This is a genomic window from Maribacter sp. HS (genome assembly GCF_048059195.1).
Taxonomy (GTDB): Bacteria; Bacteroidota; Bacteroidia; order Flavobacteriales; family Flavobacteriaceae; genus Maribacter; species Maribacter dokdonensis.
This window is the reverse complement of record NZ_JAYLVV010000003.1, coordinates 780,637-801,983: the sequence shown is the minus strand read 5'-3', so window position 1 is coordinate 801,983 and position 21,347 is coordinate 780,637. Positions and strand designations below refer to the sequence as shown.

Genomic DNA, 21,347 nt, shown 5'->3' with positions numbered 1-21,347 from the left:
GTGAGCTTAACGTATTACTGTGATCGTACCTTGTTTAAGTACTTCACTGGCATTTCTAATTTTATAATAGAATACCATATTTTGTTTGGTGAAAGCCGTAGTTGACTGCGGCCAATTATTTTTATAGTCGAATTCGTTTACAATTTCCTGACCTTGTTCATTATAGATTATGATATTAACATCGGCCTTATTAGAATATGAGTTAGGGATTACCCATTGATCATTGATTCCATCTCCGTTTACCGTAATTACATTAGGTACTTTAAACGTATCTAAGTACGAGACATCCACTTGTCTAATGATCTCACAATTATCAATTGAAGCGATCAATGTATAGCTACCAGCTTCCGTAAAAGTTATACTATCCACATTGCTTATTTCAACGGCATTGGCATCTAGCCATCTATATGCGGTACCTCCACTTGCGGTAACCAATTTTGTAGTGCCTTCTGGCATTACAATCTCAGTTCCCAGATCAAGCGTAATCAAGTTTTCATCAAGGGGACTAATGACAATTTCATTGGATAATAAAGCACAACCATCTCGGTTTACTGCTAATCTATAGCTACCTGCAGTAGTTACCGTTAGTGATGTATCTGTTGTATTTACAGATGCTCCATCTAGTTGCCATTCAAAAGTGGAAGAACCTAATTCACTAGAGGTACTTAAAGTTATCGTTTCGCCACCAGAACAGAATACAGTACCTGAACTTGCTATAGAAATGGTCTCGCTAGTTAATAACTGAACATTCAACGAATTGGAATCTACAGTAAAACTATCTACCGATGCGTTAAGATCGTATGTTCCATTTTCAGCATTAGAAGCCAAACTAATAGTACTACTTGTTGCACCACTAACAGCTGTACCATCTTTGGTCCATTGATAGGTGAACCCATCTACTAAGGCGCTGGTAACATCTGTTTTAGTACCATCTGTAGCAACCGCATTAATTTGTTCTACACCCAATATCGTACTTGTTGATTCACATGAAGTATACGCATCGGTATAATTAATGGTCATTTCAAAAGAAGCAGGTGACACAACCGTAGTCACATCAGAATTTTTTGAGGATACAGAACACGACCCACCTGTTTGGGTTACCTCAGCGTAATACTCTCCGTCTTGTGAAATAGTTATAGTACTATTGGTCTCGCCAGCTATTTCTATTCCATTTCTAAACCATTTATAACTAGGTGTATTTGCCGTTGTACTAACTGATAAGGTTTGGCTCTGCGTAGGCAAAAGCACCATATTAATTTCGTTTTCTACATCTACCGTATATACATCTGCATTTGTTATAGTAATCGCAGAAGATCTTTCATTACAGATACCCGTACCCGAAATTTCTATGGCATAGTCACCTTCAAATCCTGCAGCGGATGCATCAACGGTATAAGAAGTTGCCGTAGCACCTAATATAGCAACATCATTTTTAAACCATTGATAGCTCCATGAAGCATCTGTTTGATCTATAGTAAGTGTTTCAGAATCTGTACTACACAAAGCAGTTTTGCTTGGTGCCGTTACAGCTATCCCCGTACCAGAACCTCCAATCGTTACATCAACAATATTAGAATCTGTATTACCGGAACCTGTACAACGTGGTCCGTAATCAATATAAACATTATACATACCAGACTGGGTTACGTTTAATGTATGACCTGTTTCACCTGTTAACTCAGTTCCGCTTCTAAACCAAATATACTGGTAGGTTTCTGGGTTGCTTATATTATCTACTTGCAAGGTAATAGGACCAGTGCTACACACTGTACCTGGAGGCACACCATTACCTTGTTCACTAATGTTCAAGTTAGAAGTTACATCCATGTAATACATGTTATATGCGGGAGATTCGTTACCAATCTTTTCTGGATCGGTACTACGAACCCTCATTTTGTAACCTTCGCCACGCGTATCAGTTGGTATGGCAAAACTGGTATCAAAGTCCTTTACAGTATTTTTATCGCTAATGGTTTGCAAAGTTTGCGCATTAGCAAAGCTACCAGTGGCATCAGATAATTCGAGAATAAACTCATTACCTGCATTGGCGGTACCAATCCACGTGATATTCACAAAATATTCATTGAAACCAGAGTTTCCCGCACAAACGGCGGTCCATGGCGTACTTCCTGACAGATTAGGATTGTCTGCAGGTTCTGGGGCATTGAGCACTATTGCCTGTGCCGATAATTGATAGGCACTAAATAGCATACAAAATGCGGTAAAAAAGGTAATTTTGGTCAAGGTTTTCATAAGTATTTGTAGTTATGGGGGCCACTACGGTTGAAAAGTTGGTTAATAAATTATTTTACTTTTCCATCATTTCATAGACAAATATGTTATTTAATCCGACGAAGAGGAATTTATTGTTGTCGGAAGGAAGATTTATGTTGTGAAACTCATTTTATGTAAGGTGTACTTTATTTAAACCTGTCGTTTAAGGCAATTTTGCTACTTTTGTAGCTTGAAATATATTGACATGAGCGAGACAACAAAGTCTTTGAATTTTATTGAACAAATTGTTGAAGAGGACTTGGTAAATGGTTATACCAAAGATCAATTACGATTTCGTTTTCCCCCAGAACCTAATGGATACCTTCATATAGGTCATGCAAGTTCCATTTGCTTAAACTTTGGTTTAGGTTTAAGGTATAATGCCCCTGTAAATCTGCGTTTTGACGACACCAACCCGGCAAAAGAAGAACAAGAGTTTGTAGATGCCATTAAAAAGGACGTTGAATGGTTAGGTTTTAAGTGGGATACCGAACGGTATGCATCTGATTATTTCCAACAATTATATGACTGGGCAATTGAGTTGATCAGAAAAGGAAAGGCATATGTGGACAATCAATCTTCTGAAGAAATGGCCGCACAAAAAGGCACGCCTACAGAGCCCGGTACCAATAGTCCGTTTAGAAATAGATCGGTTGAAGAGAATTTAGCGCTTTTTGAAAAAATGAAAAATGGCGAATTTGAAGAAGGTACACATGTACTTAGGGCAAAAATTGATATGTCATCTTCAAATATGCTAATGCGCGACCCTATTATGTACAGGATCCTGCATAAAGCTCACCATAGAACAAATACCGATTGGTGTATTTATCCTATGTATGATTGGACCCACGGTGAAAGTGATTATATAGAACAAGTTTCTCATTCCTTCTGTACGTTAGAATTTGCCATGCACCGTGAATTGTACAACTGGTTTTTAGATCAGGTATATGACCAAGATAAGGTAAGGCCTAAACAACGTGAGTTTGCACGTCGTAACTTAAGCCATACCGTAGTTAGTAAAAGAAAATTAGCCCAGCTGGTAGAAAAGAGCATTGTTAATGGGTGGGACGACCCAAGAATGCCAACCATATCAGGTCTGCGTAGAAGAGGATATACGCCAGAGTCTATCCGTAATTTTGCGGATACCATTGGAATTGCTAAAAGGGACAACTTAATTGATGTTTCTTTATTGGAATTCAACATACGTGAACATTTAAATAAAACCACGCATAGGGTAATGGGTGTTCTAAATCCATTAAAACTGGTTATTACCAATTATCCAGAAGGAGAAACCGAGTGGCTGGAAGCAGAAAATTCCCCTGAAGATGAAAATGCAGGTTCAAGACAAGTTCCTTTTTCAAGAGAACTATATATAGAACAAGAGGATTTTAGGGAGTCTGCCAATAAAAAGTTCTTTCGTTTAAAATTGGGCGGAGAGGTTCGTTTAAAGAACGGATATATCATAAAAGCTGAAAGTTGCACAAAAGATACCGATGGTAATATTACAGAAGTCCAATGTACATATGACCCAAAAAGTAAAAGTGGTAGTGGTACGGAAGAAAGTTTGCGTAGGGTAAAAGGGACTTTACATTGGGTTTCAATAGCACATGCCTTAAAGACGGAAGTTAGGTTATACGATAGACTATTTACAGATGAGAGTCCAGATGCTCACAAGGACAAGGATTTCTTGGAGTTTATTAATCCAGATTCTTTAACCGTAATAACAGGATATGTAGAGCCTGCGTTAAAGGATGCGAAGCCAGGTGATCGTTTTCAATTTCAACGACTAGGATATTTTTGTGTTGATCCGGATACCACAACAGATAAATTAGTCTTCAACAGAACTGTTGGTTTACGGGATTCTTGGGCTAAAATCCAGGAAAAAAAGTAATATAATCATTGCTTATAAAGACACATCAGTTTAATCAATAAGTCTTATACAAAAGCGCCGTTAGATATACGTTCTAACGGCGCTTTATAAATTAAAGACCTATTGGTATTGTTTAGCCGACAAAACCCCATTAAAAGGGTGTATTTAGCGAAAACCTATACAAGTAAGAACCTTTACTATCAAAAAAAGCCAGATATAAAAAAAGCCCGAAAAAAATTTTTCGAGCTTTTTTAAAATTGGTCTTTTAATTATTCTTTTGGTTTGGGCTTGTTGGTTTTTTTCATGCTTTCTCCGATCATGTTACTTGCCGTAAAGCTTGCCACCATATTATTCAACATATCACTACCGGCTTGTGGTGAGTTAGGTAATAAAATTAAATTCGTATTGGTTTCTTCACCTATACTTTGAAGTGTATCATAATGCTGTGTTACTACGATCAATGCAGAAGCTTCTTGGGAGTTTATACCTACCTTGTTCAATACCTCTACAGATTCTTCTAGACCACGGGCAATTTCTCTTCTTTGATCGGCAATACCCTGTCCTTGTAACCTTTTACTTTCCGCTTCGGCTTTTGCCTTTTCAACAATTAATATACGAGCAGCATCACCTTCAAACTGAGCAGCTGTTTTTTGGCGCTCAGAAGCATTAATTCTATTCATGGCCTCTTTTACCTGTGGATCTGGATCAATATCCGTTACCAAGGTCTTTATGATATCAAAACCATAATCCAACATGGCCTCCTGTAATTCAGATTTTACCGCAATTGCTATATCATCTTTTTTAACGAAGACATCATCCAATTTCATTTTTGGCACTTCTGCACGTACAACATCAAATACATAGGATGTTATTTGCTCGTGCGGATACTCCAACTTATAGTAAGCATCATATACTTTTTCTCTAATTACTACATATTGTACCGATACTTTCAGCTTAACAAAAACATCATCCAACGTTTTAGTTTCAATAATTACATCTAGCTGCTGAATTTTTAAACCTATTCTTGCTGCTATACGTTGTACAAAAGGAATTTTAAACTGAATACCCGATTGTCTAACACTGGTAAATTTTCCAAATGTTTCTATTAAAACCGCGGTTTGCTGCTTAACAATAAACACACCGGATAAGATGGTCACAATGACCAGAAACAAAATTGGAATCCAAATAAATGAGCCCATAATAATTGATTTTTAAGTTAATAATGGAAGATACTAAAAGCCTTCTTAACATTAGTTGTCAAATAGCCACATTTGTTACATGAATTTCCTGTTTAATTTATAACGGGTAATTCAAACGTTACACAGTATTGATAATTAACTAACTATCTGTACATTTAATGCTATAAAGTTATTTCAATGCTATTAGCCATACAACCAAAACTACCTATGCGAAGTAAGTCTAAGACCAAGGCTTATTATATAGATATGCTAGGTTTTAAAGAGTTGGGCACTACCACGTATCCGGATTACTTAATGCTTGTAAAAGAGCATGTAGAAATTCATTTCTTCTTGTTCAAAACACTTGAAGTAAAGGAAAATTATGGCCAGGTATATATACGAACCAAAGACATAGAAATATTATACCAATCATTATTAAATAACAAAGTTCCTATTCATCCTAATGGTAAACTAGAAGTAAAACCATGGGGTCAAACGGAATTTTCCCTTTTAGATCCAGACAATAATCTATTGACATTTGGTGAATCTACAACTTAAATTCTACCATAAAAAAGGGCAGTACCCAAGTTGGATACTGCCCTTTAATTTAATATTCAAGTGTTATTACCTTAAATCATAACGATCTAAATTCATAATCTTTGTCCAAGTCTTCGCAAAATCTCTTACGAATTTCTCCTTAGCATCTTCCGTACCATATACTTCCGCTAAAGCACGTAGTTCAGAGTTGGAACCAAAGATAAGATCTGCTCTTGTACCTGTCCACTTAACCGTTCCAGATTTACGATCGCTACCTTCAAATACGGTATCATTATCAGATGCCGCTTTCCAAGTAGTACCCATGTCTAAAAGATTTAAGAAGAAATCGTTGGTCAATACACCTGGCTTGTCTGTAAACACGCCGTTATTAGAACCATCATAATTTGCACCTAATACACGTAGACCACCTATAAGAACCGTCATTTCCGGCGCCGTTAAAGTCAATAGATTAGCTCTATCGATTAATAATTCTTCGGCCTGGACAGACACTTTTTTTCTAGTATAATTTCTAAATCCGTCCGCTATAGGCTCCAATGCATCAAATGACTCGGCATCTGTCATTTCCTGCGTAGCATCCGTGCGACCTGCATTGAATTCCACATTCGTAGCAAAACCTGCTAAACTAGCGGCATTTTCTACTGCAGCAGTACCAGCTAATACAACTAAATCAGCAAAAGAAATCTTTTTATTGCCAGACTGACCATCATTAAACTCTTTTTGAATTCTTTCTAAAGTTGCAGTAACCTTTGCCAATTGAGTAGGATTATTTACTTCCCAATCTTTTTGAGGAGCTAAACGAACACGACCACCATTTGCGCCACCTCTTTTATCTGAACCTCTAAAAGTAGATGCAGAAGCCCATGCTGCACTAACCAACTCTGCCGTTGAAAGTCCAGAAGACAAAATAGTTTTCTTTAATTGGGCGATATCAGAATCATTGATCAATTCAAAATCTACCGTTGGTACAGGATCTTGCCATAGCAATTCCTCTTGTGGCACCTCTGGTCCTAAGTAACGCTCTTTAGGTCCCATATCACGGTGTGTTAATTTGTACCAAGCTCTAGCATAGGCATCCTTAAACTCATCTGGATTCTCTAAAAAGTTTCTTGAAATCTTTTCAAATTCCGGATCTACACGCAAAGACATATCTGTTACCAACATAAATGGTTGGTGAGTTTTTCCTGGAATATGCGCATCGGGCATTTCACCAGCGCCTGCATCACCTACTGGTTTGTATTGCCATGCACCAGCCGGACTTTTAGTTAATTCCCATTCAAAACCAAATAGGTTTTCAAAGAAATAATGGCTCCATTTTGTAGGAGTTTGTGTCCAAGCACCTTCTAGCCCACTGGTAATTGTATCAGCACCAAAACCACTGCCATAACTACTTTTCCACCCAAGACCTTGTTCCGTAATATCAGCTGCAGCTGGTTCAACATCTACATAATCATCAGGACTAGCAGCTCCGTGCGTTTTACCAAAAGTGTGTCCCCCGGCAATCAATGCAACAGTTTCATAATCATCCATGGCCATTCTCTTAAAGGTCTGTCTTATATAATGTGCAGCTTCCAATGGATCAGGATTTGCATTATGACCTTCAGGATTTACATAGATCAATCCCATATGGGCAGCCCCTAACGGATTCTCCAATTCATTACCATCTTCATCATACCTTTGCTTGTTGCCCAACCATTCTGTTTCAGATCCCCAATACACATCTTCTTCAGGTTGCCAAATATCTTCACGACCACCAGCAAAACCAAACATTGGTAATCCCATACTTTCATGGGCAACGTTACCTGCTAAGATCAATAAATCTGCCCAAGATATTTTTTTACCATATTTCTGTTTAATAGGCCATAATAATAAACGTGCCTTATCTAAGTTGGCGTTATCTGGCCAGCTATTCAATGGAGCAAAACGTTGGTTACCCGCACTAGCGCCACCTCTACCATCTGAGATACGGTAGGTACCAGCACTGTGCCAGGCCATACGGATGAAAAACGGACCATAATGACCATAATCTGCTGGCCACCAATCTTGACTATTGGTCATTAAATCGGTCAAATCCTTTTTTATAGCCGCTAAATCCAAAGACTTAAATTCCTCAGTATAGTTAAAATCATCATCCATTGGATCTGCCATTTTAGAATGTAACCTCAGTATATTAAGATTCAACATATTTGGCCACCAATCTTTATTAGTGGTTCCACCACCTGCTGCTTGATGCATTTCACCATTTAAAAATGGGCAATTTGCCGCTGCTGGATCATTTACATCCCAAGCTTCACCTTTTCCGTTAGTACTACTCATGATTATATTAGTTTAATTGTTGTTTTTAGTTCTTTCAATGGTAAAATTATCAATATTAAATTTATCGAAAACTCAATTACAATAGAAAATATCTATGGTGCGATTATAAAACGTTTAGCATTCGTTTGATTCAATTGACGAACATCTTCAAAAAAGCCCCTAAAATTTAGAATATCATAAAGATAAACAGATAATAGTATAATCTAATACCATACAACCATTAATTAATGGTTTAGTAAACCAAACAATATACTCCTTGATCTATAAATATATAATGCATAAAGAGAGATAGACCAAAATTTAACCATTGATATAAAGTAGCACTTATTTTATGATAATGATTACACTAAAAAATTCGTCTGCATACCTTTGAACAAAGCGGGTAACCAAAATTAATTTAACAATTCATTGATAATTCTACCTTCTAAAACTAGCTATATTGCAGGTTAACCAAACCTAATGAATGCCTAAAATCACCAAAAGACAACGCCAAGCAAAATGGTTGCGAATATTTCGCAAAGTACATCGTGCAACAGGTGCTGCTCTGTTCATTTTTTTCTTTTTCATTTCTATTACAGGGCTTCTTTTAGGTTGGAAAAAACATAGTGGAGGGGTAATTCTTTCTAAAACCTATAAAGGCACTTCAACAGATTTAAAGGAATGGTTACCTGTAGATAGTTTACATAGCCTTGCTAACACCTATATCTTGGAACATATATCGCCAGAACTATCTACCAAAATAGATCGCATAGATATTAGAAAAGAAAAAGGTATCGTAAAATTTGTATATGAAGATCATTATTGGGGTTTGCAACTAGATGGTGCCACAGGTACCGTCTTACACACCGAACGCCGGTATTCTGATATCATTGAACATATTCATGATGGTTCCATTTTAGATGATTATTTAGATACAAGTGATAATCAAATAAAGGTGTTCTATACTACGGTAATGGGTCTTGCCCTTTTACTTTTTACCATTACAGGCTTTTGGCTTTGGTATGGACCTAAGCGAATGCGTAAAAATAATGCAAGTACTTAAAAAATAGGCTTAGCTTTGAAATCTTTAATAAGCTATAAAGACATGCCAGAATACAAGAAAAAAGATACCCTACAAAAGCCTAATTTACACTCAAGAAATAAACATACCGGTCGTTATGATCTTAAGGCGCTAAAAATAGTAAACCCCGATTTAAAACCATTTGTAGCCAAAAATAAACACGGTAATTTATCTATTGATTTTTTTAATCCAATAGCCGTAAAAGCTCTGAACAAGGCGTTACTTTTGGCACATTACGGTCTTGAATATTGGGACATACCAGATGGTTTTTTATGTCCGCCAATACCAGGTAGAGCAGACTATATACACCATATTGCAGATGTTTTGGCAGACAGTAATCATGGAACTTTAGTCAAAGGCGATAAAATTAAGTGTCTAGATATTGGAGTAGGTGCAAATTGTGTATATCCAATAATTGGAAACAGCGCCTATGGTTGGTCTTTTTTAGGTTCGGATATTGACCCAAAAGCCATTGAGGCGGCACAAAAAATTGTAGAAAACAACGCCAATCTAACTGGTAAGGTAAAATTTAGATTACAAGAAAAACCTGAGCATATATTCTCTGGAATTTTAAAGGCCGATGAAAAAGTAGATTTCACCATATGCAATCCGCCATTTCATGCGAACCAAGCAGAGGCCGAAGCTGGAACTTTGCGTAAATTGAGCAATTTAAAAAAGAAGCGTATTAAAAAACCGACCCTTAATTTTGCAGGGCAAGGAGGAGAGCTTTGGACCGATGGTGGCGAAAAACGATTTGTATTGAACATGATCAATGAAAGTGCACAATTTTCAAAAAATTCCGCTTGGTATTCAACTTTGGTAAGCAAACAATCAAATTTGAGATCGTTCTATGACCGACTGGAGAAAATTGGAGCAACTGCCCATAAAACCATACCTATGGGACAGGGCAACAAAATGAGCAGGTTGGTTGCTTGGACATTTTTGACCGATGAAGAAATGAAAACATGGGCTGACAAACGTTGGAAAAACGAATAAATATCAACTTAAAAAATATTGAAGTAAAAATTGGTATTATAATAATACGTTTGTAGCTTTTTAAACCCTTTATATGATAAATATGACCCGAAGGGTCGATTTTTATTTTTAAATCCCTTAAAATCGATACTATGCCCGGAGAAAGCAATCTTGAAGTACTGTTACAAAGTTTAAAACCTAAATTAAACGAAGGGAACTATGTTTTTATAAGTCTCCCCGAAATTGGCCATATTTCAAGAGCTGATATTCTTTTTGAATTTAAAGAAGCCGAAGGCATCACAATAATATTGACAAAAGAAAAAGCAGCGCATTATAAACTAGCTTATGAATTCATTACCTCTTGGATTACATTGACCGTACACTCCGCTTTAGATGCGGTTGGGTTGACCGCTGCAGTTGCCAATGCGTTATCAAAACATAATATTAGCTGTAACGTCGTTGCCGCATTTTATCATGACCATATTTTTGTCTCCACAAAAGACGCTACTAAAGCCATGAGCGTTCTGCAAGAATTTTCTAAGAAATAAGCTTTAACCCAGTTTTTCTAGCGCTGTTTTAATTCGGGCAATACTTTCTTCTTTTCCAACCATTGCCATTATATCAAAAATATGGGGACCTTTCATATCACCAACTAAGAACAATCGTAGGGGAGGCATAACCTTACCAAAAGAAAGTTCTTTTTCAGCGATCCATTCTTTAACTATGGTTTCGCTATTCTCCGATGAAAAATCTTCAATGGATTCTATTACAGAAATCAATTCATTCATGATGACTGCAGTATCTTCTTTCCACTGCTTTTTGGCAGCCTTTGCATTATACTCAGTAGGAGCTACGAAAAAATAATCTGACAGATCCCAAAAATCGGAAACAAAAACTGCGCGTTCTTTTATTAAACTTACCACCTTGGTTACATACTCCAGATTTATCTTATCCTCATCAGTAGTGTGCTCTTTTACCATAGGTAAGAAGCTAGCAGCCAATTCTGCATTGGCAGTTTCCTGTAAATAGTGTTGATTGTACCATTTGGTCTTTTCTGGGTCAAAACGCGCTCCAGATTTATTTACACGGTCTAAACTAAAGGTTTTCACCAACTCGTCTAAAGAAAATAGTTCTTGTTCCGTACCAGGATTCCATCCTAATAAAGCCAAAAAATTAACAACTGCTTCAGGAAAATATCCTGATTCTTTATAACCAACAGAATCGTTCCAAGAAAGAGGAAAAACCGGAAAGCCCATTTTTTCACCATCACGCTTACTCAATTTACCTTTACCAACAGGTTTCATAATCAATGGTAAATGAGCAAATTCTGGAGCAGTCCATCCAAAAGCATCATACAACTGTTTGTGTAATGCTAAAGAAGGTAACCATTCTTCACCACGAATTACATGGGTAATTTCCATTAAATGGTCATCAACTATATTTGCTAAATGATAGGTTGGCATACCATCACTCTTAAAAAGAACTTTATCATCTAGCACATTTGTATCTATCTGTATTGTACCACGAATTAAATCTTGCAATTGCAAGATTTCATCTGGCGGCGTTAAAAATCGAATAACATAGTCATCACCATTGGCCAACCTTTCTTTAACTTCTTCTGGCATTAACGAAAGAGAATTATCCAACTTTAACCTGTTATGCCAGTTATATATAAAAGTTTTACCTTTTTCTTCATGCTCTTTTCTATGCGCATCTAAGCTTTCTGAAGTATCAAAAGCATAATATGCCTTACCATTCGCGATTAAATCATCTGCGTATTTTTTATATAAAGATTTACGCTCGCTCTGTCTGTACGGTCCAAAACCACCTTCTTTACCAACACCTTCATCAAAAGGAATTCCGCACCAGTTCAATGCATCAATTATATATTGTTCCGCACCTTCTACATATCTATTCTGGTCGGTATCTTCTATACGCAGTATAAAATCGCCACCATGTTTTTTGGCAAATAAATAATTAAATAGGGCCGTGCGCACACCGCCAATATGTAATGGTCCTGTAGGACTTGGTGCAAAACGCACACGAACTTTCTTAGACATAATGATTATTTGATTGCGCAAAGATACATAACCAAGTGTTTTTAAATATAGAATACGAAATAGGATTTCACTTAAGTAAAGCGCATTTTCACTGTAATAAACAGCATTACAGGATTTTGATTTAACAAATATTTCCCAACAAACCATCTTAATATCCGTTATCTTGGTATAAAAAAGGGCAATTGCAAGACTATAATCACATATTACACCGGTTAAATCAATTTATAAAAAAACATTATTGTCAAATTCTTCTAAAGGGAATTTTGCTTTTTATAGCGTTAGGATTTTTGTTTTTCCTCACCATCTTAGCTATAGAGTACTTTCTTTGGTTAAACTCTTTGGGCCGAACGGTATTATTTACCTTGTTCATAGCAGTAGAAGTTCTATTGCTTTATAAATACATTTTAATACCGGTCTTCTATCTTCTTAAATTAAAAAAGGGTATAGGAAATAAAGAAGCTGCAAATATGATTGGCAAGCATTTTCCAGAAGTAGGGGATAAACTCACAAATTTGTTAGACTTAGCAGAAGATTCTGAACAGTCTGAATTATTACTAGCTAGTATTGCACAGCGTTCCAAACAATTGGATTCCGTTCCATTTTCAAGCGCAATTGATTTTAAAGACGCCATCAAATATGTAAAGTATTCTATTATACCGATTGTTATTGTCTGTTTACTTTACCTCACCGGTAATTGGAGTTCATTTTTTGGTACATATGAAAGAGTTGTAAATTATGAAATGGCATATGAAAAACCTGCACCGTTTCAATTTCATGTACTTACCGATCAATTAAGTGCTTTGCAAAATGAATCATTCACCATTCAAGTTTCCACAAAAGGTAAAGTTAAACCAGAAAATGTGTACATCGTAGTAGACGGTAAAACCATATTGATGCAAAAACAGGACGGGATTTATGAATACACCTTTTCACCACCCATACAATCTACAAATTTTACATTTTTCGCCAATGAAGTTAATTCAAAATCCTACTCATTAATCGCATTGAAAACTCCATCAATATTAGATTTTTCAATGGATTTAAAATATCCTACATACCTGAACAAACCAAATGAAACAATCAAAAGTACGGGTAATGCGATTTTACCGGAAGGAACCCAAGTAACATGGAACATTGAAGGAGAAAATACCGAAAAGATTAATCTAAACACAAAAGATACCGTTCAATCTTTTATAAAAGAAAAAAACACGTTTACAATACAACGGAAAATATACAACGACCTAGATTATGAACTTACCACAACCAATGTAAATGTCGAAAATTATGAACAATTAGAATACTCGTTCAAAGTAATTAAAGATGCTTATCCAACATTAAAGGTGATCCAGGTTTTAGATTCCTTGAATCTAAATGTTTCCTACTATACAGGAAATGCCAGTGACGATTATGGTCTTTCAAAAATTGAACTTGTTTACTATGAAGTTGGTAAAGAGAATCAAGAGCAGAAAATAAGCCTTGCAAAACCCAGTTCAAATTTTGAACAGTTTTACTACACCTTTCCATCAGGTTTGGCATTAGAATCCGGTAAACAATATGCGTTCTATTTCCAGGTAACCGATAACGATGCCGTACACCATGGAAAGGCTATAAAAAGTCAAATATTCCAACAGGTATTATTAAATGAAAATCAACTCAAGAATAAAGATCTTGAATCTCAACAATCACTCATAAAGGATTTAGATAAATCTTTAGAACGTGCAAAACAACAGAAAGAATCATTAGAGGAAATAAATCAAAATCAAAAAGAGAAAAGTAGTTTAAACTTTAATGATCAAAATCAAATTAAAGACTATTTAAAAAAGCAGGAACAACAAGAGCAATTAATGCAAAAGTTCAGCAAAGAGTTAAAGGAAAACCTAGACAAAGGAAACAAGGACGATAAATTAAACCAATTGTTACAAGAACGATTGGAGCGACAAGAACAACAAGCCAAGAAAAACCAGCAACTGCTAGAAGAACTTAATAAAATAGCAGATAAAATTAAAAAAGAAGAGCTTACTAAAAAGCTTGAAGAATTAGGTAAAAAGCAACAAAATAGCGAACGCAGCCTAGAACAATTATTAGAATTGACCAAGCGCTATTATGTCACAGAAAAAGCGTCTCAGCTAGCACGTGATCTTGAAGAACTGGCAAAAAAGCAAGAGGAACTTTCTAAAAAGAATAAAGAAGAAAATAGTTCAATTAAGCAGCAACAATTAAATAAAGCCTTTAATGAATTATCCAAAGAAATGGATGGGCTAAAAAATGATAATGAAAAACTAAAAAAACCAATTGATTTAAATTTAGACACCAATAAAAAAGAAGCTATTAAAGAAGATCAGAATGAAGCTTTAGACGAACTACAAAAACAAGAAAATTCAGAATCAAAATCAACCCCGGTAAGCGATCAAAACAATGCTTCAAAGAAACAAAAATCCGCTTCGCAGAAAATGAAAGAAATGAGTGAGCAGCTCAGCTCATCTTCTTCCAGTAGTAGTGGAGGATCATCAGTAGCCGAAGATGCAGAAATGCTAAGACAAATATTGGATAACCTCATTATATTTTCATTTAAGCAAGAATCTTTATTTGATAAACTATCGGCTAAACAAGACCAAGATCAAACGCAATACTCACAAACAGTTCGTGACCAAAATGAATTAAGAGGGTTATTTGAACATGTTGACGATAGTCTTTTTGCCTTGTCTTTACGACAAGCAGAACTTTCAGAATTCGTAAATGAACAAATTACGGAAGTATACTATAACATTGATAAATCTTTAGAAACAATGGCAGATGGACAATTGTTTCAAGGAATTTCACATCAAAAATATGTATTGACCGCTTCAAACAGCTTAGCAGATTTTTTAGCAAATGTTATGGATAATATGCAAGAAAGTATGCAAATGGGTAAAGGTTCCGGTCAAAATGAAGGAGGTTTTCAACTACCAGATATTATCAAAGGACAACAACAACTTGGGGAAAAAATGGGTCAACAAGGCCAATCCGGAAAAGAAGGTAAAAGTGGAGAAGGAGAAAAGGGAAGTAAGGGCGAACAAGGAGAAGGAGGAAAACAAGGAGAGAATGGGGAGCAAGGTCAAAACGGAAAATCTGGAGAAAACGGAAGTGAAGGAGAAAATGGCCAGAATGGAAAAAATGGTAATGGTGGCCAAAAAGGAGAAAATGGTCAAGGAAACGGAAAAGGGAACTCTAACGGAAATGGAGGACAAGGAAATGGACAGATGAGTGAAGCAGAACTAAAAGAGATTTATGAAATTTATCAAAGTCAACAAAAAATTCGTCAAGAGTTAGAAAAACAATTAGAAAACATGATTAATAGCGGAGACCAAAAATTGGGTCAAAAGCTGATTAAGCAGATGGAGGATTTTGAGAATGATTTACTTGAAAATGGAATTACACAACGTACCATCAACAAAGCCAACACTATACAGTACGAATTATTGAAGCTGGAGAACGCAGCACTAAAGCAAGGAGAAAAATCTGAGCGAGAAAGTAATAGAAATACAAAAGACTTCACAAATCCTATTACTACTAAACCCTCATTATTAGAGAATTATCATAATGAAGTGGAAATTTTAAATAGGCAAAGCTTACCTTTGCGGCAAAATTTTCAAACAAAGGTTAAAGAGTACTTCAAAGCAAATGATTAATTACAATTACCTAACCGATTTTAAGCTAGTAGAAGAAACACATTTTGATTCATGGATTATTAATTCTTGCAAAACCGAAGGTTTTTCAGTTCAAGAATTAAACTACATTTTTTGTGATGATGAATACTTGCTTAAAATCAATCAAGATTATTTACAACACGATTATTTAACAGACATTATTACCTTCGATTATGTATCAGGTAAAAATGTATCTGGAGATTTGTACATCTCTATAGATCGCGTAAAAGAAAACGCAGAAGACTTTAATGTCTCATTTGAAAATGAATTAAAGCGCGTAATGGTTCACGGTGTTTTACACTTAATGGGCTATTCGGATAAATCGGAAACAGCTACTGCCGAAATGCGCGCTAAAGAAGAAGAAAAAATAAAGCTGTTCCACGTGGAACAATAGAAGGTATGTTTGGAGAAGAATATGATGTAATTGTAGTTGGCGGAGGACACGCCGGTGCAGAAGCGGCAGCAGCAGCTGCAAACTTGGGTTCTAAAACCCTATTAGTAACCATGAATTTGCAAAACATTGGTCAAATGTCTTGCAACCCAGCAATGGGAGGTATTGCAAAAGGACAAATTGTAAGAGAGATTGATGCACTTGGAGGATATAGTGGCATAGTCTCTGACAAATCTGCAATACAATTTAAAATGCTGAACAAATCTAAAGGACCTGCAATGTGGAGTCCAAGAACTCAAAACGACCGAATGCGATTTGCAGAGGAATGGCGTTTAATGTTAGAACGTACTCCAAATGTTGATTTCTACCAAGAAATGGTTTCTGGACTATTAGTTGAAAACAATAAAATTGTCGGAGTTAAAACTTCCCTAGGCATTGAAATAAAATCTAAAGCTGTTGTATTAACAAATGGTACATTCTTAAATGGTTTAATTCATATTGGTGAAAAACAATTCGGAGGAGGTAGGGCAGGAGAAAAAGCAGCTACTGGCATTACAGAACAACTTGTAGCATTAGGATTTGAAAGTGGTAGAATGAAAACCGGAACACCACCAAGAGTTGATGGAAGATCCTTGGATTATTCAAAAATGATTGTTCAACCAGGAGATGCACTTCCCGAAAAATTTTCATACTCCAAAACAAAACCCTTAACACATCAACGTGATTGTTTTATGACTCACACAAGTGCTTTGGTTCATGATTTGCTAAGAGAAGGTTTTGATAGATCACCTATGTTTAATGGAAGAATTAAAAGTTTAGGACCAAGATATTGCCCATCTATAGAAGATAAGATAAACAGGTTTGCTGATAAAGATAGCCATCAAATGTTTATTGAACCAGAAGGATGGGAAACCGTAGAAGTCTACGTAAACGGATTTTCAACTTCATTACCGGAGGATGTTCAATTTAAAGCATTGCGCTCAGTCGTAGGTTTTGAAAACGTAAAATTCTTTAGACCAGGTTACGCCATAGAATATGATTACTTTCCGCCAACACAATTGAAACATACACTAGAAACAAAGTTAGTTGATAATTTATATTTTGCCGGTCAAATTAACGGAACCACAGGTTATGAAGAAGCTGCATCCCAAGGATTGATGGCTGGTATTAATGCACATCTTAAAATTAAAGAACAAGAACCATTAATACTAAAAAGAGATGAAGCTTATATTGGTGTTTTAATAGATGATCTAATTACAAAAGGAACAGAGGAACCTTATAGAATGTTTACTTCCCGCGCAGAATATAGAACATTATTAAGACAAGATAATGCTGATTTACGTCTTACTCCCTTAAGTCATTCTATTGGATTAGCTACGGATTCACGAATGAAAAGAATGGAAGAGAAATTAGAACAATCAGAATCATTAGTACAATTTTTCAAAGAAACCAGTGTTTTACCAAAAGACATAAATCCTATACTATCCAGTGTAGATTCTGCCTTAGTAAAACAATCAGATAAAATGTATAAAGCATTTTCAAGACCAAATGTAACTATGGATCACATGTTGCAATTGAAGGTTGTATCTACCTTTGTTGAAGAAAATAAATTTGATAATGAAATTTTGGAACAAGCAGAAATACAGATAAAATATTCTGGTTATATCGCAAAGGAAAAACTAAACGCTGATAAACTTCATAGATTGGAAGCCGTTAAAATTCCTGAAAACTTCGACTATACTAAACTAAAATCTTTATCATTTGAAGCAAGGGAAAAACTAACTAAAATTCAACCGGTAACCATTTCTCAAGCATCAAGAATAAGTGGGGTGACCCCAAGTGATATCAGTGTACTTTTAGTTTTTCTCGGAAGGTAGGGCAAATTGTTCCACGTGGAACAACTAAAAATATTCACTACCTAAATCCAAAATCACAGTATGAATAGCAATAAAATATATCTAGAAACTACGGACCATTTAGTTAGTAAGGAAAAGTTTCGACTTGAACATTTAACAGAAACCGATATGTTGGTTACACAACCAATACCCGAAAATCTATACAACTATTATGAATCTAATAATTATATATCACACACAGATGAATCAAAAACCTTGCTTGAAAAGGTATATCAAACAGTAAAAAAAATTGCCCTAAAACGTAAACTAGTACTCATAAACAAGTATGCTAATACCAGTAAAACCATATTAGATATAGGTTGCGGAACTGGAGAATTTCTAATAACCGCTAGAAAAAATAATTGGAATACCCTTGGAGTAGAAATAAACGATGAGGCTAGAAATAAATCAAGTAAGAAAAATATTACAACATACAAATTTATAGAAGAAGTAAAATCAAGTCGATTTAATATAATAACATTATGGCATGTACTAGAACATCTTAAAGATTTAAATGGAACTATAACAAAAATATCCAGTCTATTAGATACTGACGGTACCTTAATTATAGCAGTGCCAAATTATAAATCTTACGATGCTAACTACTATAAAGAATATTGGGCAGCATATGATACACCTAGACATCTATGGCATTTTTCCAAAAAATCAATTTCAACAATATTCAAAAACCATAATTTAAAAGTGGTAAGAACATTACCAATGTATTTTGATTCCTTTTACGTTTCGCTATTATCAGAAAAATATAAAACTGGAAAATCCAACTACCTTAAAGCATTCTATAGGGGAATGCTCTCAAATTTAAAGGCTAAACATACAGGAGAGTATTCTTCACTTATATATGTACTTCAAAAAGCATAATTTATCAATTTAAAGCAATTTAAAGTATTTTAATCACCAAGTGATACTATTTGACCTTAAATAAATTTAAACGTAGTAAAGCCCCCTAAAAATAGGTCAATATTATAAGTTGTAACTATAAAATATTTAAAAAGAATAAGTAATTCTTATATTTATAAAAATCCGATTATTAATATCAATTTAAAAACAAAATCCTTCTAAAAGCTTTATTACTTTTGCATCTCATAAAAATGAAAAAATGAAAAACATAATTGTAATTTTTGCTATTGTACTATTAGCATCTTGCCAACAAGAAAAAATTGGATACGTTGATAACGTTAAATTAATGGATGAGTATCAACAAAAAATTGATGTTGAATCTAAATTCAAAGTTAAGGCAGATGCTTTAGCAAAAAAAAGAGATAGCATATCGCAAGCATTTCAAATGGAAGCTCAAGCTTTTCAAACTAAAGCACAATCCATGTCTCAATCTAAAGCACAAGAAGAATATGCCGCTATGCAACAAAAGGGACAAATTATTGGTCAGCAATTACAACAACAAGACCAACAATTACAAATGGAAGGACAAACTGAAATGGATAGTATAGTCTCTAAAGTAAAAGAAGAAATTAAAGCATACGGAAAAACAAACGGCTACTCTTATATCTTAGGCGGAGGAGATGGTGGTAGTGTTCTTTATGGTACAGAAGCAAATGATCTTACCGATGAGATTGTTAAAATCCTAAATGATAAATACAAGAAATAAAATTAGATTTCTATTTTAAAAAAAGCCGGTAACCCCGGCTTTTTTTTATTCAATTAAACTAGGTTCAAAACGTTCTAATTCATGTTCCAAATTAAATTGATCCTTGGGTAAAAAGCCTTTTACTACTAGAACAACTCCACAAATAATGAGAATAATTCCTATTACTTTTTTCACCCAAACAATTCTTTCTGGGGTTAATTTTCTTTTTAATTGCTTAGCCAATAAAATTTTGAAAACATCGGTCACAAAATAGGAGAGTAGTACGGTTGCAAAAAAAGTAAAAAACCTATTGGGTTGATTATCTAAACTAGGGCCTACTATTATAATTATACCAAGCCAAAATACCAGCACACCAATATTGATAAAATTCAATAAAAAGCCTTTTATAAAAAGTCCGAAAAAATCCGATTTTCTAATCTTTTTGGACTCTATAGGAATTTCTTTCTTTTCAGTTCTAAAAAACGTTACCAAACCATATACCAATAAAATAACACCACCAAAAACATAAAGTCCTGGTTGATTACTTAAATTTTCAAGTAACTGAAAACTACTAAAGTAAGCTACTAAAATAAATAGAACATCTGCAAATAACACGCCTAAATCAAAGGTAATTGCTGCTCTAAAACCTTTAACCGCACTAGTTTGTAAAAGGACAAAAAACACAGGGCCTACCATAAAACTTAGAAAAAATCCTAAAGGAACTGCCGCTTGAATATCTTCTAACATTACCTATTACATTCTAGTTATAGTACCGCCAAAAACGGTCTTTTCTTCTAATTTTTTAGGATTACCATAAACCAATACCTCGCCACCTGCCTTTACGGTAGCCTTTACATAGTCTCTAGCATTAATTTCCGCACGAGAACCGGCGTTTACATTAATCGTAGAAAAGTTTGTCTCAAAAGATTTACCTTCATAGACTCCACCAGTATTTATTTGCACATCTTGTACGTTTGAAGAACCGTTGGTTTTTATAATTCCGCCAGAAACGGATTTGATCAACATTTGTTCAACTATTGCATTCACAACCAGCTCACCACCTTCTTGAGCTTTTAATTCCAGTACATCTTGCTCAATCATTTGCTCCGTAACTATTCTTGCATCTTCATTAACATCTATAATCAAAATATCTTGAGCATAATGTAAATCTACGAAGGTTTTATAACCACTAAAGATTTTACCAATCTGCATTCTTATTTTTAAGATACCATCATTATTAACAACAGCAACTTTATCCGTATTCTCTCCAGAAATAACAACCTTATTTTCAGATGATTTAATAAGATTTATAGATAGACCATCAAATCCTTTTACTTCTTTAAAAGGCTCAATACTTTGAGTTATTTTGACATCTTGGCCATTGACCATAAAACATCCCAAGAGAAACATTATTAATAAAACTTGTTTCATTCCTATTTATGTAATTTTTAAATAAAATGCATTGATTAAGTCCAATACATTTT

The 21,347-nt window shown here is 35.0% G+C and carries 16 protein-coding genes; 10 read left to right on the top strand and 6 right to left on the bottom strand.

Annotation, left to right across the window (positions count from 1 at the left end; all coding sequences use genetic code 11):
* Positions 1 to 6: 6 nt before the first annotated feature.
* Entirely contained in the window at positions 7 to 2,253 is a 2,247-nt protein-coding gene (locus VBZ51_RS08625; RefSeq protein WP_416576658.1) for a gliding motility-associated C-terminal domain-containing protein, read from the bottom strand.
* A gap of 226 nt (positions 2,254 to 2,479) precedes the next feature.
* Between VBZ51_RS08625 and VBZ51_RS08620 the strand changes: the two genes are divergently transcribed.
* Positions 2,480 to 4,165 (top strand): glutamine--tRNA ligase/YqeY domain fusion protein, encoded by a 1,686-nt coding sequence (locus VBZ51_RS08620; RefSeq protein WP_416576657.1) that lies wholly within the window; start codon positions 2,480 to 2,482, stop codon positions 4,163 to 4,165.
* Between the two features lie 248 nt (positions 4,166 to 4,413).
* Here the strand turns inward: VBZ51_RS08620 and VBZ51_RS08615 are convergent, their stop codons facing one another.
* A complete protein-coding gene (locus tag VBZ51_RS08615) occupies positions 4,414 to 5,343 on the bottom strand; it encodes an SPFH domain-containing protein (protein WP_058104579.1) in 930 nt (309 codons plus the stop codon).
* A 177-nt stretch (positions 5,344 to 5,520) separates the two neighbouring features.
* Between VBZ51_RS08615 and VBZ51_RS08610 the strand changes: the two genes are divergently transcribed.
* On the top strand, positions 5,521 to 5,880 hold the full coding sequence (locus VBZ51_RS08610) for a bleomycin resistance protein (protein ID WP_416576656.1): 360 nt from the start codon (positions 5,521 to 5,523) through the stop codon (positions 5,878 to 5,880).
* A 66-nt stretch (positions 5,881 to 5,946) separates the two neighbouring features.
* Here VBZ51_RS08610 and katG read toward each other — a convergent pair whose 3' ends face one another.
* Entirely contained in the window at positions 5,947 to 8,193 is a 2,247-nt protein-coding gene (gene katG, locus VBZ51_RS08605) for a catalase/peroxidase HPI (RefSeq protein ID WP_416576655.1), read from the bottom strand.
* Between the two features lie 463 nt (positions 8,194 to 8,656).
* On the opposite strand from katG, the gene VBZ51_RS08600 reads away from it, so the two are divergent.
* The 3 genes from VBZ51_RS08600 to VBZ51_RS08590 all read left to right on the top strand — a co-directional run bounded on the left by VBZ51_RS08600 (position 8,657) and on the right by VBZ51_RS08590 (position 10,776).
* Positions 8,657 to 9,235 (top strand): PepSY domain-containing protein, encoded by a 579-nt coding sequence (locus tag VBZ51_RS08600; protein WP_416576654.1) that lies wholly within the window; start codon positions 8,657 to 8,659, stop codon positions 9,233 to 9,235.
* Between the two features lie 15 nt (positions 9,236 to 9,250).
* Complete coding sequence (rlmF, locus tag VBZ51_RS08595; protein WP_416576653.1) at positions 9,251 to 10,249, top strand: 23S rRNA (adenine(1618)-N(6))-methyltransferase RlmF; 999 nt, start codon at positions 9,251 to 9,253, stop codon at positions 10,247 to 10,249.
* A gap of 131 nt (positions 10,250 to 10,380) precedes the next feature.
* Positions 10,381 to 10,776: an ACT domain-containing protein gene (locus VBZ51_RS08590; RefSeq protein ID WP_416576652.1), complete on the top strand. Its 396-nt coding sequence runs from the start codon at positions 10,381 to 10,383 to the stop codon at positions 10,774 to 10,776.
* A 3-nt stretch (positions 10,777 to 10,779) separates the two neighbouring features.
* Here the strand turns inward: VBZ51_RS08590 and gltX are convergent, their stop codons facing one another.
* Entirely contained in the window at positions 10,780 to 12,288 is a 1,509-nt protein-coding gene (gene gltX / locus VBZ51_RS08585; RefSeq protein ID WP_416576651.1) for a glutamate--tRNA ligase, read from the bottom strand.
* A 362-nt stretch (positions 12,289 to 12,650) separates the two neighbouring features.
* Between gltX and VBZ51_RS08580 the strand changes: the two genes are divergently transcribed.
* The 5 genes from VBZ51_RS08580 to VBZ51_RS08560 all read left to right on the top strand — a co-directional run bounded on the left by VBZ51_RS08580 (position 12,651) and on the right by VBZ51_RS08560 (position 19,884).
* Positions 12,651 to 15,956: a hypothetical protein gene (locus tag VBZ51_RS08580; protein ID WP_416576650.1), complete on the top strand. Its 3,306-nt coding sequence runs from the start codon at positions 12,651 to 12,653 to the stop codon at positions 15,954 to 15,956.
* Complete coding sequence (gene ybeY / locus VBZ51_RS08575) at positions 15,949 to 16,368, top strand: rRNA maturation RNase YbeY (protein ID WP_058104586.1); 420 nt, start codon at positions 15,949 to 15,951, stop codon at positions 16,366 to 16,368. The genes VBZ51_RS08580 and ybeY overlap by 8 nt, the downstream gene beginning before the upstream one ends.
* 5 nt (positions 16,369 to 16,373) lie before the next feature.
* A complete protein-coding gene (gene mnmG, locus VBZ51_RS08570) occupies positions 16,374 to 18,242 on the top strand; it encodes a tRNA uridine-5-carboxymethylaminomethyl(34) synthesis enzyme MnmG (RefSeq protein WP_416576649.1) in 1,869 nt (622 codons plus the stop codon).
* Between the two features lie 60 nt (positions 18,243 to 18,302).
* Complete coding sequence (locus tag VBZ51_RS08565; protein WP_416576648.1) at positions 18,303 to 19,139, top strand: class I SAM-dependent methyltransferase; 837 nt, start codon at positions 18,303 to 18,305, stop codon at positions 19,137 to 19,139.
* A 238-nt stretch (positions 19,140 to 19,377) separates the two neighbouring features.
* Positions 19,378 to 19,884, top strand: a complete 507-nt coding sequence (locus VBZ51_RS08560) for an OmpH family outer membrane protein (RefSeq protein ID WP_058104589.1) — start codon at positions 19,378 to 19,380, stop codon at positions 19,882 to 19,884.
* 45 nt (positions 19,885 to 19,929) lie between these two features.
* On the opposite strand, the gene VBZ51_RS08555 is transcribed toward VBZ51_RS08560, so the two are convergent.
* Both VBZ51_RS08555 and VBZ51_RS08550 read right to left on the bottom strand, forming a co-directional pair.
* Entirely contained in the window at positions 19,930 to 20,610 is a 681-nt protein-coding gene (locus VBZ51_RS08555) for a LysE family translocator (protein WP_091607994.1), read from the bottom strand.
* A 6-nt stretch (positions 20,611 to 20,616) separates the two neighbouring features.
* Positions 20,617 to 21,294: a head GIN domain-containing protein gene (locus VBZ51_RS08550; RefSeq protein ID WP_416576647.1), complete on the bottom strand. Its 678-nt coding sequence runs from the start codon at positions 21,292 to 21,294 to the stop codon at positions 20,617 to 20,619.
* Between the last annotated feature and the right edge of the window lie 53 nt (positions 21,295 to 21,347).

Bases quoted from the DNA above. Each gene is read 5' to 3' on its own strand.
- VBZ51_RS08625 (WP_416576658.1), bottom strand. From the start codon at position 2,253: ATGAAAACCTTGACCAAAATTACCTTTTTTACCGCATTTTGTATGCTA.
- VBZ51_RS08620 (WP_416576657.1), top strand. From the start codon at position 2,480: ATGAGCGAGACAACAAAGTCTTTGAATTTTATTGAACAAATTGTTGAA.
- VBZ51_RS08615 (WP_058104579.1), bottom strand. From the start codon at position 5,343: ATGGGCTCATTTATTTGGATTCCAATTTTGTTTCTGGTCATTGTGACC.
- VBZ51_RS08610 (WP_416576656.1), top strand. From the start codon at position 5,521: ATGCTATTAGCCATACAACCAAAACTACCTATGCGAAGTAAGTCTAAG.
- katG (WP_416576655.1), bottom strand. From the start codon at position 8,193: ATGAGTAGTACTAACGGAAAAGGTGAAGCTTGGGATGTAAATGATCCA.
- VBZ51_RS08600 (WP_416576654.1), top strand. From the start codon at position 8,657: ATGCCTAAAATCACCAAAAGACAACGCCAAGCAAAATGGTTGCGAATA.
- VBZ51_RS08590 (WP_416576652.1), top strand. From the start codon at position 10,381: ATGCCCGGAGAAAGCAATCTTGAAGTACTGTTACAAAGTTTAAAACCT.
- gltX (WP_416576651.1), bottom strand. From the start codon at position 12,288: ATGTCTAAGAAAGTTCGTGTGCGTTTTGCACCAAGTCCTACAGGACCA.
- ybeY (WP_058104586.1), top strand. From the start codon at position 15,949: ATGATTAATTACAATTACCTAACCGATTTTAAGCTAGTAGAAGAAACA.
- mnmG (WP_416576649.1), top strand. From the start codon at position 16,374: ATGTTTGGAGAAGAATATGATGTAATTGTAGTTGGCGGAGGACACGCC.
- VBZ51_RS08565 (WP_416576648.1), top strand. From the start codon at position 18,303: ATGAATAGCAATAAAATATATCTAGAAACTACGGACCATTTAGTTAGT.
- VBZ51_RS08560 (WP_058104589.1), top strand. From the start codon at position 19,378: ATGAAAAACATAATTGTAATTTTTGCTATTGTACTATTAGCATCTTGC.
- VBZ51_RS08555 (WP_091607994.1), bottom strand. From the start codon at position 20,610: ATGTTAGAAGATATTCAAGCGGCAGTTCCTTTAGGATTTTTTCTAAGT.
- VBZ51_RS08550 (WP_416576647.1), bottom strand. From the start codon at position 21,294: ATGAAACAAGTTTTATTAATAATGTTTCTCTTGGGATGTTTTATGGTC.